Source organism: Leucobacter ruminantium (genome assembly GCF_017565705.1).
Lineage (GTDB): Bacteria > Actinomycetota > Actinomycetes > Actinomycetales > Microbacteriaceae > Leucobacter > Leucobacter ruminantium.
The window spans coordinates 1-13,596 of the sequence record NZ_JAGDYL010000025.1 but is presented as its reverse complement, the minus strand read 5'-3'; the positions used below and the strand labels follow the sequence as shown (position 1 = coordinate 13,596).

Here is a 13,596-nt window from a genome sequence, read left to right as displayed (position 1 = left end):
GCGGATACGTTTACTGTTCCGCTGACGTTATTGATATTGGTGAGCTGTGTAGCTTCTAGCCGCTAACCCAAAGCTACCTCGCGGCTGTTGCCAAGTACTGTGTCAAAATAACGGTTATTGCCAACTTGATTGAGTTATTGCCAACTTCACTGTCACTATTGCCAACTTCGCTGTCAATTCACAGGCTTAGCTCTTCTTCATACGTGCGGCGATTTCGATCGGATCAACTCCGGCACGGATTCCCTCGGCGATAGCCTGCGCATACACGCGGGATTCGCGATGCGCGTTCTCGTAGTGCGGCAGCAGAGCGCGGTTCTCGTCGTCAACGAAGTACAGAATCTCAAGGCCTTCGTGGCGGAACTGCCACTCACCCGACTCCGGCTCCGTGCTTCGCACTCGGATCAAGATGCTGGGCGCATCGACTCCCACATTCCCCAGCTGCCGCATGTTGGGATCGAGCAGAAGCTTGTGCTCGTCAGAGGTCACAACGAGGTGACCCGTGTCGCGCCCGCCTGGTCGGTGGTTCTCCATACCGGCAATCTGCTCGGGACTGAACTTCTTTGTCGCTTTCGGTCCCATCGCAAGCAACGTATTGGACTTCGTCTCCCTGATGATCGCAGCCACGGGACGCGGCCGAAGAGCGTGCCCAAGTTCATCGCCGATCGCAACAAGCAGCCCCGCGGCAGCCGCGCAGTCGGCCTCTATGCCGAAGAGCTCGCCTACGACGCTGGTGGCGGCGCTCAGTTCTTCCTCAGGCGTCCCCCTCTGGCCCACAGACACAAGTCTCCCTTTTCTGTCCGCAGCCCGTTCAGCCTTCAGTCGGCTCGCTTTACCCATACTCAGACTGCTCCGTTGTTGGGCTCCGCACCGACACCGTCGGCGAACACCTCCGCCTGCTTCAGCACGAGCTCCACAGCCTGCTCCTCCGCGTCCGGCGGGTAGTCGTAGCGGGCCAGGATCCTGCGCACCTTCGAGCGCATCGTCGCGAGCACCGACTCCTTGAGGTTCCAGTCGATCGTCGCTGACTGCTGCACAGACTTCACGAGGTCCCGAGCGATTGCTTTCAGTGTCTCGTCGCCGAGCTCCAGCACGGCGGAGTCGTTCTGCACGACAGCGTCGTAGAACGCGACTTCATCCTCGCGAAGGTCCAGCTGCTCGAAGCGATTCTGGTCGTCGCGGACCTGCTTCGCGAGCTTCACGAGCTCCGCGATGATCTCAGCAGTGGACAGAGACCGGTTCGTGTAGCGCTTCACTGCCTCGTCGAGCATCTCCGAGAACTTCCGCCCCTGCACGATGTTCTTTCGCTGCACCGTGCGGATCTGGTCGTTCAGGATCTTGCGCAGGAGCCCCATCTGGAGATTTGGCTTGTCCTTGCCCGCGAGCGAGTCCAGGAACTCGTCGCTCAGGATCGAGATCTCAGGTGTCTCGACGCCCGCCAGCTTGTAGACGTCGACGACGTCCTCGGCGGCGACCGCCTCGTTGAGTAGCTGCCCGAGCGCGGTGTCGATCTCCACCGCGCCGGAGCCGCCCTTGCCGGAGTCGGGGTTCAGGATCTTCAGGATCGCCGCGCGCACGTCCGTGAACAGCCGCACATCGTCGCGGATCGCCGCTGCCTCGTCGCGGGCACCCGCCAGCGCGAACGCCTTCGCCAGTGCGAGCACTTCGTCGTTGAACCGCTTCGTGCGGTCGGGGTCAGCCATCACGAAGTCGAGCACCTTCGCGTACTCGGCCAGACGCTGAGACGACGACAGCCCGGGGGAGGCGTCGTACGAGACGCCGTGCAGGATGCCGCACACGATGTCGTGCTTCTCCAGCATCGCGTTCACGATCTCCTCGATCGGCACGCCCGCCTGGTCACGGTCCGAGGGCGAGTACTCCTGCAGCGCTTCCTGGAGGTTGGCGAACAGCCCGATGTAGTCGACGATCAGCCCGCCGGGCTTGTCGCGGAACGTGCGGTTCACGCGTGCGATCGCCTGCATCAGCCCAGCGCCCTGCATCGTCTTGTCGACGTACATCGTGTGCATCGACGGCGCGTCGAAGCCGGTGAGCCACATGTCGCGCACGATCACGAGCTCCAGCGGATCGTCAGCGTTCTTCGCCCGGAGCTTCAGGTCCTTGCGCACGTCCTTCGAGTGGATGTGCGGCTGGAACTCGGCGGGGTCAGCAGCCGATCCGGTCATGACGACCTTGATCTTGCCCTTCTCAGGGTCATCTGAGTGCCAGTCTGGCCTGAGCGCAACGATCTTCTCGTAGAGGCGCACAGCGATCCTGCGGCTCATCGCGACGATCATGCCCTTGCCAAGCATCGCCTCGCGTCGCTTCTCCCAGTGCTCGACGATGTCCTGCGCCACGAGGTCGAGACGCGACTCTGCGCCGACGATCGCCTCCAGCCGCGACCAGCGCGACTTCGCCGCCGTCGCGGTGTCTTCCTCCACGGTCTCGGTGATCTCGTCGGCGAGCTCGTCCAGCGCTGCGAGATCAGCGTCCGAAAGCTCGACGCGGGCGAGCCTTGACTCGTAGAAGATCTTCACCGTGGCGCCGTCGTCCACGGCGCGTGTGAGGTCGTAGACGTCGATGTAGTCGCCGAACACGGCACGGGTCGATTTGTCGTTCGACTCGATCGGAGTGCCCGTGAAACCGAGATAGGTCGCCCCGGGCAGCGCATCGCGCATGTGCTTCGCGAGGCCCGCCTTCAGTCTGCCATGGCGGTCGAGCGTCTCGCCGAAGCCGTACTGGCTGCGGTGCGCCTCGTCGGCGATCACGACCACGTTCCTGCGGTCGGTGAGGACCGGATTAGTATCCCCGTCCTCGCCAGGGGCGAACTTCTGGAGCGTCGTGAACACGATGCCGCCTGACACGCGCCTGAGCTTCTCGCGCAGGTCTGTGCGCGTCGATGCCTGCACCGGTGTCTCTGGCAAGATGCGCGCCGGTGCGAAGGTCTCCCCGAACAGCTGGTCGTCGAGGTCGTTGCGGTCGGTGATGAACACGAGCGTCGGGTTCGCCATGCGCGGGTCCCGCATGATCTTTGCCGCGTAGAACACCATCTCGAAGCTCTTGCCCGAGCCCTGCGTGTGCCAGACCACGCCGCCTCGCCGATCGCCGTCAGGGCGCGAGGCGGACACCGTGGACTCGACCGCGGCATTGACCGCCCAGTACTGGTGGTACTTCGCCACCCGCTTCACGAGCGTGCGCGTCGGCTGGCCGGTGCTCTTGTCCGTCACCGTCTCGTCGCTGAACACGACGAAGTTCTTCAGAATGTCCAGGAACCGCACCGGCTCGAATACGCCCTTGACGAGCACCTCAAGCGCGGGGCGGTCGGTGACGACGTCGCGCCCCTCGATCGTCTTCCACGGCGCATAGTGCTCGAACGCGCCTGAGTAGCTGCTCATCGCGGCCGACATGCCGTCAGAGATCACCGTCACCGCGTTCGGCACGAACACCGACGGGATGTCCTGGCGGTACGTCTGCACCTGGTTCCACGCTGATTTGAGCGTCGCATTCTCCGCCGCCGGGTTCTTCAGCTCCAGCAGCGACACAGGCAGGCCGTTCAGCATTACGAGCACGTCGGGGCGGCGGTTCTTGCCGTTCTCGATGATCGTGAACTGGTTGATCGCGACCCAGTCGTTGTTGCTCGGCTCGTCGAAGTCGACGAGCTGGAGTCGCGTCGTGCGCAGCGTGCCCTCGGCGTCGCGATGCTCGACCGGCACGCCCTCGACGATCAGCCTGTGAACGCGCGCGTTCTCGTCGATCGCGCTCTGCGACTCGGCGCGCCGCAGCGTCTTGACCGCCTCAGAGATCAGCGCAGGGCTCGTGTCAGGGTTGATCCGACGAATCGCTTCCCGAAGTCGACCCCAGAGGATCACGTCCTCGTGGGACTCTCGCTCGGAGGACGGCTCGCCCGGTGCGATGTCCGGTCCGTGCAGCACTGCGTAGCCGAGTTCCGCGAAGTACTCCAGCGCGGCCTGCTCGACGACGTTCTCGTTGAAGGAGGTCATCAGGGAACCTCCACGTCTGCAACTCGGATGCGGCCTGAGAGGAGTTCGGGCAAGAGAGCGTCGCGGAGCTCAGTTAGTCGCTGGTTCTCGGACGAGAACGAATCAACGCGCGCAAGGAGCCCACGGGCAACAGACGAGAAGGCCTCCTGCTCCGCAGCTGATACAACAGGCGCCATCCAAGTTGGCATCGCATCTTTTGCAAGATGGAGCACCGTAGTTCCCGTGACGTGATTGCGGCAGTGCTGCCGGAACGATTCGCTGCTTAGAAGTCCGAGGAGATACTCGACAGGCATTGTGTCTTTCGGGCGGAGAATAGCGAGATCGAGCGAAGCGACGAGCGTGTTGTGCGCCTCGCTAATTGGGACACGCACCCCGCGACCTACCACCTCTGCTCCTTGGGTTAGGTCGGTTTGCGCCACGACGATCTCACCAGGAGCTACCACCTGCTCGGTCTTGTACGGACCAACGTAGGGCTTCAGGCCATCCTGTTTATACCCGCCGTTGCGGTCGATGCTCTTGAGCGTCACGAGCGCAACAGGTGACTCTGATAGCTCCGCACTCTTATAGGAGCGACCTCTTGTGATCGTCGCGACGTCACTCAACGGCAGATTAGAAATGGATCGTGAAGACTCCAAGAGGCGAGAAAACTGCGCACTGAAGAGCCTATCCAGGAGTGAAATCGCCCGCCGGTTCGACTCAATCTTGTCGTCGAGTGCGCCGAGCGTCGCCGCGATCGCGCGCTGCTCTTTGAGCTCAGGAAGGTCGATCTCGAACGAGCTCAGAGAATCGAGCTGCACTCTTTGTCTGCCTGAACTTCCATTCATCGAACTAATCGCATGGTCTCGGATCTCAGGTGAGGTAAAAAGATAGTACGCAAAGTCGGTACTGGAGATTCCCTCTTTCCCACGAATCACAATGAACTCCGTAGACCCGAAAGCCGGGGTACCTTGCCGGTCGACGGCCGCACGATAAATCGACGTTTTCCCGTTCTCCAGCGACGGAGTGATTCGCGCCATCAGAACATCACCGTCACAGAACTTCATGCCGCCGCCGTACGGTTTATCCTGTGTCGCTGACACGTCCCTGGTGAACGGGACAAGACTCGCCATATCGACGAAAGGAGCACTCATGCCCTTGGTGAGCTTCACAGTCGGGTTGAGGTCAAATGCTTCACCGAGGGTCATGCTAGTCACTGAAGACCACCCAGCCGCAGTCGGACCTCGTTCTCAAGCTCGCGTCCACGCTCGAACTCGGCGAAGAGCTCGCTCGTCAAGCGCTCGATCTTCTCGTCGATCGGCTCGTCATCGACCTCGGCCTCCTCAGCGCCGACGTAGCGGCCAGGAGTGAGCACGAAGCCGTGCTCCGCGATCTCCTCGATCGTCGCTGACTTGGCGAATCCGGGCACGTCCTCGTACTCGCCGTCATGATTGCGCCACTCGTGATAGGTGTCTGCAATCTGCGCGATATGTTCATCCGACAGCACGCGCAGCTTGCGAGTCTCCATGTCGCCAAGCTTGCGGGCGTCGATGAACAGCACCTCGCCCTTACGAGCACGGTGACCGTTGCCATCTCGCCCCTTAGAGACGAACCACAGCGCCACTGGAATGCCCGTGTTGAAGAACAACTTGTCGGGCATCGCAACAATGCAGTCGACGAGTCCCGCCTCGACGAGCTTCTGGCGGATCTCACCGTTCCCTCCTTCTTTGGAGCTGAGGGAGCCGTTCGCGAGGACGAAGCCTGCGGTTCCGTTCGGTGCCAGGTGATAGATGAAATGCTGGGCCCAAGCGAAGTTGCTCCCTACCTTGCCCGGTGCGGGCGTGCCGTACTTCCAGCGAGGGTCGTCCGCGAGGCTCGCGTCCCACCACTCCTTCTGGTTGAACGGCGGGTTCGCGATCACGAAGTCCGCGCGCAGATCAGGATGCAGGTTCTCGGTGAACGAGTCAGCCGAGCGCACGCCCATGTCAGCCTCGATGCCGCGCAGCGCGAGGTTCATCTTCGCGAGCTTCCACGTCGTGTCGGTGAACTCCTGGCCGTAGACGGAGATGTCCGTGCGCTTGCCGCCGTGTGCCTTCACGAACTCAGCCGACTGCACGAACATGCCGCCCGAGCCTGCCGCGGGGTCGTACACGCGACCCTTGTACGGCTCCAGCATCTCGACCAGCGTCTTGACGACCGAGCGAGGCGTGTAGAACGCGCCGGCGTCCTTGCCGGTCTCCTTGCCTGCGAACTGGCCCAGGAAGTACTCGTACACGCGGCCCAGCACGTCGTCTGCGCCATGGTCATCGGTCTTCATGAAGCCGATCGAGCCGATGAGGTCGACGAGCTCGCCGAGGCGTTTCTTGTCGAGGCCGTCGCGGCCGTAGTTGCGCGGCAGTACGCCCTTGAGCGTCGGGTTCTCCTTCTCGATGAGATCCATTGAGGTGTCGATGAGTTCACCGATCTCAGGCTGCTTCGCCGAGTCCTGGATCGTGCCCCAGCGGGCTGCTGCTGGCACCCAGAAGACGTTCTGGCTCGCATACTCGTCGCGGTCCTCCAGGAAGCCGTCGATGCGCTCGGGCTTGATGCCCTCCGCCGCGAGCTCGTCCTTGAGCTGCGCGCGGCGCTCCTCGAAGCGGTCGGAGATGTACTTCAGGAACACGAGACCGAGCACGACGTGCTTGTACTCGCTCGGCTCCTGGTTCCCGCGGAGCTTGTCCGCGGCGTCCCACAGGGTCTGCTCAAGGGTTCGTTGCGGCTTGGCCGAGGCCGACTTTCTCGCCATATTTTTTTAGCTCCTTCGCGCGCGATCGCGCTTCCAGATGAAGTATCAGGTGTTAGGAGCGATCCTATCGAGGGCCTACGACACTGCTAAACGAAGCGCCCGAACTGCGCTGGCGATGACCCGGGTCGTGGGTCTCAGATCATCCGAGAGTCAACGCAGCGGGCAGGGAGCGACTTGCTCCCTGCCCGCTGTCTCTCAGACCACTGCCGGCGTCTCTCAGACCACTGCCGACGGCTGCTGCATCCGCTGCTGGTAGCTGTGGATCGCGTGCCACTCAGGGATCATCAACCCGTGCTTCGCGAGCAAACCCCAGTAGCCCAGCGGGTCCTCTCCGCCCGCTCCAAGCTTCGCTGCGCGCTCCATGGTGAGCTCCACGAACCGACGCTCGTCGCGGGCGAGGCGTGCCTCGTACTCGACGCGAGTCTCGTCGTCCAGCTCGTCGGGCTCACGAATGCAGTCCTCACACTCGCATCCCTCCTCGTCATCGAAGAGCCCCAGCATGTCCCGGAGCAGCTCGATCGTTCCCTCCAGGTATTCCAGCTCTTCATCGATCTCCGTGACCAGCTCGTAGGCTGCCCCCATAGCATCGCTCGCAGCAGCGATCTCCGAGACCTCGGCCGCCAGCACCGTTGCGCCGCGGTTCTCAGGGTCCCACGGGATCAGCGCGGTCGCGAGCGCGTCGATCTCGTCCAGAGCTGCGTACCTCGCCACATCAGCGGGCGAGCCGTCCTCGAAGTCGGACGGGGTCCGCATCCAGGCCCGGTCCGCCTCCGCACAGGCCTGCAGCGCTGCGCGCACTGCCTGCTCGTCGCCAGCGCGCATCGCCGCCTCGAACTCGTGGTGCTTGTCGCTCATCGTCTGGATTGCTCGCAGTACTGCATCGAGTTGCGCCTGCTCAGCCTGTGTCATCGCTGCTGTCTTCATCATGGTCTTGCTCCGTTCTGATTCTTTGCGCTCCTGCGCGAGGGCCTCGGCGACTGTCGCCGAGGCTGTGTTCTCTCGTCGGAGGCGGCGTCCTGTGCCGCCCCCGGTTGTCTTTGCTCTCTGGCGCGTGCTACTTCACCGCGATCATCGAGCGGCCCTTCAGCTTCTTGCCATGCTTCAGCAGCACTCCGGCGAAGGAGAGCTCGATCGCCAGCCACATCTCCAGCATCTCGGAGGCAGCGCTCATCGCTTCGTCGATCTCGTGGGCGTCGCCACCGGCCTCGGCTGCCGCCAGCTCGGCGAAGTGATCCTCCACGCCGAGGCGCATGGCCTTCGCCCCGCCCTCCGCGATCGTGATCGTTCCGGGAGTGTCCATCGGGATCGCGTCACGAGGCACCACAACGATCAGCGGCATCTTGCCCGTCGGATCCTTGCGAATCTTCATGTTGTCGAATGCGAGGTTCAGCTGCTTGTTCGTAATAGTCATGTTCATTTCCTCTTCTCGATTTGCTGCGCGCAGCGCTCATCGCAGCGCGCTCGTCTGGACGAGTGCGTCTCACCCGTCTCACATGCTTTTCCGGGCGCGGCGTCATGCCGCGCCAAGCTCTGCTGCTCGCTGTGCTCGTCACAGCGCTCGCTTCGCAGGCTCCGCCAGGGGCGCAGGGCTCGCAGAGGCAGGCGCTTCTCACCTGTCTCACCAGCTTCTCGGGGCGGCAGTGTTGCCGCCCTGTGCTCTCTGTGTTGCTACCTGGCTGCGATCACCGCAGCCAGGGGCCTGTCGCACGCGTGTGCGCGTGCTGTACTTCCCGCGCGGCGTCCGTGCCGCGCTCTGTGCCTCTCGCGCGGCTTCCGGGCCGCGCTTCTCGCGCTCGCACATGCTGCGCGGCGACTCGTCCACCCGATCCGACGCTTGCGGCGTCGGGGTAGGGCTTCAGCTGGCCGCTTCCGGCGACCACCTATGACAGCTTCTGAAGGAACTAGACTTTAGCTCCTCTGCCTCAGCGGGATTCCCTTCTCAGGTTTTCCCCCGGGCAGTGCTCTGCACTGCCACACACGAGCCGGAGTAACCTCTGCAAAAACAGCTCGTGAATCGTCATGATGCCCGTCCCGGGTATCGAGTAGTGAAGCTAAAGTCTAGTAAGCAAAAATGTGACAGAGATGTGAACACTCCGTCACTAGTCTCTATCGTTACTGGATTGTTACCACGTTTGTTTCTCTGCGATACAGCACACCACGCGGAGCCGCCCCGCTCACGCGGGGCCGGGAGCCTCCCTGATGAGCACGGCACGTCCGCCGCTGCTCGCGCACGAGACCGGAGGACGCTCCCATGGTTACTACTGTTTCTTCTACTTCTACCTCTGCTGCTACACCCGGCAACACAGCGCAGACGCCCACCGTCTGGCTCGGCTGCATGTTTCATTTCAATGCCGGCTATCTGGTCGGCGACTGGTACGACGCCGCAGAAGCAAGCACAGTCACCGTCGCTGAGCTGCACAGAGGCACGGGCCTAAACCCTGCCGGCTGCGAGGAGCTCTGGTGCTACGACACTGAGTACATGCTCGTCGACCGCGAGATGAGCCCTCACGAGGCCCAGCAGCAGGCCGAGGCTCTGCTCGCCGTGGAAGAGCACCTGCGCCCGGCCCTGCGGGCCTGGGTCGCGAGCGGCGACTACGTCGCCGAGGGTGACGGCAGGAGCGACGTGCCTGCCCTCGGCGATTTCCACGACCGCTACTGTGGGAACTGGGACTCCTTCGAAGAGTACGCGGCTGATCTCGTCGACAGCACGGGGATGCTGAACGGCGTTCCCGAGGAGGTCGCGCAGCACTTCGACTGGAAGAGCCACGCCCGCGAGCTGGCGCACGACTACGCTGTGCTGGACGCTCAGGCTCCGGCCTCCGGCGTGTACGTGTTCAGGAGCTGCTGAGCCATGTCTGCCAATGAGATCGCCGATGAGAAGTGGCAGCGCTTCTGCCTCGACTGCGACCCGCCCCGGCTCTGCACGAGGGAACTGCTGTTCTTCCCGGACCTCGGCGCGTACAGGGTGAGGGTCTGCCCCGAGCACGGCGCCTGCGCCATGGAGACCGTGGTCAGCACCGCAGAGGCAGCGCAACGATGACCGCGCTGCTTGAGCGCGAGCTCATCGTGCAGGAGGAGTGCGCCTCCCTCAGGCAGTACGAGCTCCAGGAGCTCCTCTCCGCGGCCGAGAGGGCAGCTCTGCTGTCTGTGTCCGTCGAGGACCTGCTGCGCCTCCTGGCGGTCGTCCAGGCCCAGGTGCACGCCTGCAGGAAGGCGGTGGTTCGCGAGGCCCGCGCGACAGGGCATAGCAATAGGGAGGTAGCAGCGATGCTGCGACTGCATGTCAACGACTTCGTGTCGCGGTTCCCAGAGCAAAGCTGAAAGATACCCCCGAGGCGCACTGCCTCGGGGGTATCTGCTTTCAGGAGACCAGCGTTTCGCTACGCCTCGATCCGGCGACGGATCAGGGCCGCGGCTGCGGCCCCTGCTCCCGCCAGCAGCAGCGCGCCGAGGCCGAGCAGGCCTGCGTTCGAGCCGCTCAGCGGATCACCGGTCACGGCGCCCTTCTTCACGTCGGTGACGACGGGCTGCTCGGGCTCGACGGGAGCCGGGGGCTCCTCAGGGGTCACAGGCCCATTCGAGTCGGTCGGCTCCTCGGGATCGGTCGGCTCCTCGGGATCGGTGGGCTCGTCGGGGTCGGTGGGCTCGTCGGGGTCGGTGGGCTGCTCGGGGTCGGTGGGCTGCTCGGGGTCGGTGGGCTGCTCGGGGTCGGTGGGCTGCTCGGGGTCGGTGGGTTCGTCCTCGATGGCGGTCATGGTGATGTTGCTGACGAGCCAGCCAATGACACCATTGATCGTGAACTCCTCCCACCCTCCGGGGAAGGTGCGGCCCGTCGCGACGAGGGTGTGGCCGCTGTCTGCCAGGACGAGGACGTCATTCTCTCCGGGCACGTACGACGGGAGGTCGCGCAGGTACCTGGTCGCACCATCCGGCATGCGCCACTGGGTGCCGGCCGTCCGCTCGCTCGCTCCTACCTGGGCCTCGTCGACCGTCGGCGGCGTGTCCAGCGCGTAGTAGTCGCTGCCGATGTTGCCGATCCACGCCCAGCCGGTGGCGCCGTCCGCCAGGACGACCTCGGCGAAGCCGTTCGTGCCGGGTCCAGTCCGCACGGAGTACGAGCTGTTCGGCGCGAGGACCGTGACGAGGTCGGAGGCGAAGTCGGCGGATGCTCGCACCGCCAGGCGCCCATGCGAGTGCATGCTCGTTGCGAGCTCCGGGGCGGCGGTGTGCGGGCGCACGTAGCTCGCGCCGCCGAGCACGTCGAGCCCGAGGGCTTCGAGCACCGGGAGCGGGTCGACGTCCACGCCGTCGAGCATGACCTTCAGGTGCAGATGCGGCCCGTTGGCGATGCCTGAGGCGCCCACCTCGGCAATCTGCTGGCCGGCGACGACCCGGTCTCCGACGGTGACGTGCTTCGACGGCTCCCACATGTGCGCGTAGAGCGCCTCCAGGACCTTCCCGTCGTGGGTTCCGTGCTCGACGACGATGATGCCAGCGCCGGTGGCACCGGAGGGCTCGACGACCCTCGACACCACCCCGTCGGCGATCGCGTAGATGGAAACGCCGTCGTCCGCGGCGAGGTCGATGGCGTCGTGGAAGGTTCCCGAGCCGAGCGAGGAGGGCACGCGCGGACCGAAGTAGGAGCTGACCCAGTAGTCGCCTGCCGCGATCGGAAGCGAAGCCGTCGATGCGGGCTGTTCCGCGGCAACGGTCGGCTCGACCGTGGGCTGCGATTCCGTGAAGGGGGCGGGGGCCGCGTGGGCGGCCGTGGGGGCCAGGAGCCCGAGAGAGATCATGCACGTCGCGGACGCGAGTGCGAGCTTGGTGGTCTTCATGGTGGTATTCCTTCGCTGGAGAGAGCGAGTCTGCTGAAGGGGGGCTCAGCCGCATGGCTGCTCCCTTGGGATGAGACGCGGGTGCGGCGGCGCCCCGCACGCGATCCTTCGCATGCGGGGCGCTACCGAGGTCCGCCCCTCGGGGCGCTACGAGGCGCTCAGCGCGTCCTCAGCGCCCGCCTTCGAGCGGGACTTGAGCCTGACCGCTGCGGCCGCGGCGCCTGCCGCGAGGAGCAGCAGCGCGATGCCGCCTGCGAGCAGCGGGGCGGAGGCGCCGGTAGCGGCGAGCGGGTCGCCGGTCACAGCGCCCTTCTTCACATCCAGCACAGGCTCTGCAGGAGCGGGCGGGGCGGGGCACGCTTCGGCGCTCACGTCGAAGGTCCACTCGGCCGTGGCGTCCTTCGCGAAGACGTAGCCTTCTGCGGGAGCGGCGGTCACGGTCACGATGTTCCCGTCACGCGACTGCGAGTAGACGACACCCTCGACCTCGGGGATCACGACGGTGCCCTCGACGCCGCACTCCTCGCTCTCGTCGAGCGTGGGGGCGACCGGGTTGGCGAACGGCGGGCACGCCTCGGCGCTGACGTCGAAGGTCCACTCGGCCGTGGCCTCCTTCGCGAAGACGTAGCCCTCGGCAGGCGCTGCGGTCACGGTCACGATGTTTCCGTCGCGCGACTGCGAGTAGACGACACCCTCGACCTCGGGGATCACGACGGTGCCCTCGACGCCGCACTCCTCGCTCTCGTCGAGCGTGGGGGCGACCGGGGTCACCGTGCTCTTGCCCGAGCCCTCAAGATCTTCGAGCGTGCGTGACACGAGGGTATTCCAGATCGAGTAGCCGGTGTAGCCAGCGCTCGTAGAGTAGCCCTCGACGCCTGCGTTGAAGTTCAGGAGCGTGTCAGTGTCGTTCGGGGCGGCCTTCATGGTCGCTCCGTAGAACACGCCGTCGGGGGCGACGGCGAACTCGACGGTGATCTCGTCGGTGCCGCAGCCGGTGACGGTGTACTCGCTCGCGGGCAGCGGAGCACGAACGGCCTCGAAGCCGGCCCAGTCCTGGATGTGCTCATCGGCGGTGTACTGGTAGAACTCGATCGAGTCGCAGTTCAGTGCGGACGCCGCGGGGTCTCCGGTCGCGAAGATGTTCCCGTCGTCGTCGATATCGAGGTTGCGCTGGTGGAATGTGAGCTCGTGGGTCGACCCGTTCCCGATCGGGGCCTCGAAGCGCCACTCGATGGCGTCCTCGGGGATCACGGTGCCCTTGTCCTCATCCACCCAGCGGCCGGTCGCGTACACGTAGTCCTTGTCCGTGGGGGTGCTGGGAATCGTGATGATCGAGTCCCGGAACTCTCGCCCGGCGTCGACGAAGACGAGGTCACGCGAGGAGCCGTCGGCGTCGGGGTCATTGATCGCCGACGTGAACCATCCGCTGAACGAGACCTCGGTGTGGGTGCCCACGTAGTCGCCGTAGGTCACCACCAGCTGGGTCCCGTCAGCAGAGGCGACCGCCTGGCCGATCTCCGTGCCGTCGGGCGACTTGATCGGGAAGGTGCCGGAGGCGACCCGCAGGTACTCGGGCATCTGCAGGACAGTCGTGTCGCCGGGGGAAGCGCCGGAGGGCACCTGGCCCTCGACGTCCACCCTCACGCTGCTGCCGACGTAGCCCTCCTCCTCCACGACGCTCACCGAGGTGAACGCGGGCTCGGTAAGGGCCGAGGCGCTGGCTGCGGACGCGCCTGCCACCAGGCCTGACACGGCGACGCCGAGCGCGAGCACGCTGGCACCGATCTTGCGAAGCCACCTGGGCTTCGACTTGCTGAGTCCGTCCTCCTGGACGGGGATGGGTCGGGTATTCATAAAGCAACCGCCTTACGCTTATTCGGCTCATCGGAATTGAGGGTGTAGGAGCGGTCTGAATCCGCCGGCTTCGAGCAACGACCGCGCAATGTAGTGGGTCAGGTTCCGGAACCCCAGCGCGGAGCCACGGAGGTGTTCGAGCCGACCATTG

Annotated in this window: 11 protein-coding genes; 3 read left to right on the top strand and 8 right to left on the bottom strand. The window is 64.7% G+C overall.

All coding sequences use genetic code 11. From position 1 onward, the window contains the following. Positions 1–186: 186 nt before the first annotated feature. From J4H91_RS12605 to J4H91_RS12580, 6 genes are all read right to left on the bottom strand, one after another. Positions 187–774 carry a hypothetical protein gene (locus J4H91_RS12605; RefSeq protein WP_042542559.1) on the bottom strand — a complete coding sequence of 196 codons (588 nt, stop codon included), beginning with the start codon at positions 772–774 and terminating at the stop codon, positions 187–189. Between the two features lie 65 nt (positions 775–839). Beyond that, positions 840–3,995 carry a type I restriction endonuclease subunit R gene (locus J4H91_RS12600; RefSeq protein ID WP_208046616.1) on the bottom strand — a complete coding sequence of 1,052 codons (3,156 nt, stop codon included), beginning with the start codon at positions 3,993–3,995 and terminating at the stop codon, positions 840–842. Next, a complete protein-coding gene (locus J4H91_RS12595) occupies positions 3,995–5,179 on the bottom strand; it encodes a restriction endonuclease subunit S (RefSeq protein ID WP_208046615.1) in 1,185 nt (394 codons plus the stop codon). Before J4H91_RS12595 ends, J4H91_RS12600 begins: the two co-directional genes overlap by 1 nt. 5 nt (positions 5,180–5,184) lie before the next feature. Continuing rightward, positions 5,185–6,756, bottom strand: a complete 1,572-nt coding sequence (locus J4H91_RS12590) for a class I SAM-dependent DNA methyltransferase (RefSeq protein WP_208046614.1) — start codon at positions 6,754–6,756, stop codon at positions 5,185–5,187. 216 nt (positions 6,757–6,972) lie between these two features. After that, the gene (locus J4H91_RS12585) at positions 6,973–7,683 is read right to left on the bottom strand and encodes a hypothetical protein (protein WP_208046613.1); all 711 of its coding nucleotides are present in this window, start codon (positions 7,681–7,683) and stop codon (positions 6,973–6,975) included. A gap of 127 nt (positions 7,684–7,810) precedes the next feature. Beyond that, positions 7,811–8,167, bottom strand: a complete 357-nt coding sequence (locus J4H91_RS12580) for a hypothetical protein (RefSeq protein ID WP_208046612.1) — start codon at positions 8,165–8,167, stop codon at positions 7,811–7,813. Positions 8,168–9,007: 840 nt separating this feature from the next. Here J4H91_RS12580 and J4H91_RS12575 point away from each other — a divergent pair. From J4H91_RS12575 to J4H91_RS12565, 3 genes are read left to right on the top strand one after another with little or no spacing between them, the layout of a single operon-like run. Beyond that, positions 9,008–9,604: an antirestriction protein ArdA gene (locus tag J4H91_RS12575; RefSeq protein ID WP_279544078.1), complete on the top strand. Its 597-nt coding sequence runs from the start codon at positions 9,008–9,010 to the stop codon at positions 9,602–9,604. Between the two features lie 3 nt (positions 9,605–9,607). Next, positions 9,608–9,796 (top strand): hypothetical protein, encoded by a 189-nt coding sequence (locus J4H91_RS12570; RefSeq protein WP_208046610.1) that lies wholly within the window; start codon positions 9,608–9,610, stop codon positions 9,794–9,796. Further along, positions 9,793–10,077, top strand: coding sequence for a hypothetical protein (locus J4H91_RS12565; protein WP_208046609.1), 285 nt, complete (start codon positions 9,793–9,795; stop codon positions 10,075–10,077). Before J4H91_RS12570 ends, J4H91_RS12565 begins: the two co-directional genes overlap by 4 nt. Positions 10,078–10,136: 59 nt before the next feature. Here J4H91_RS12565 and J4H91_RS12560 read toward each other — a convergent pair whose 3' ends face one another. Together J4H91_RS12560 and J4H91_RS12555 are read right to left on the bottom strand one after the other, a co-directional pair. Continuing rightward, positions 10,137–11,591 carry a M23 family metallopeptidase gene (locus tag J4H91_RS12560; protein ID WP_208046608.1) on the bottom strand — a complete coding sequence of 485 codons (1,455 nt, stop codon included), beginning with the start codon at positions 11,589–11,591 and terminating at the stop codon, positions 10,137–10,139. Positions 11,592–11,738: 147 nt separating this feature from the next. Next, positions 11,739–13,445 carry an Ig-like domain-containing protein gene (locus tag J4H91_RS12555; RefSeq protein WP_208046607.1) on the bottom strand — a complete coding sequence of 569 codons (1,707 nt, stop codon included), beginning with the start codon at positions 13,443–13,445 and terminating at the stop codon, positions 11,739–11,741. Positions 13,446–13,596 lie beyond the last annotated feature (151 nt).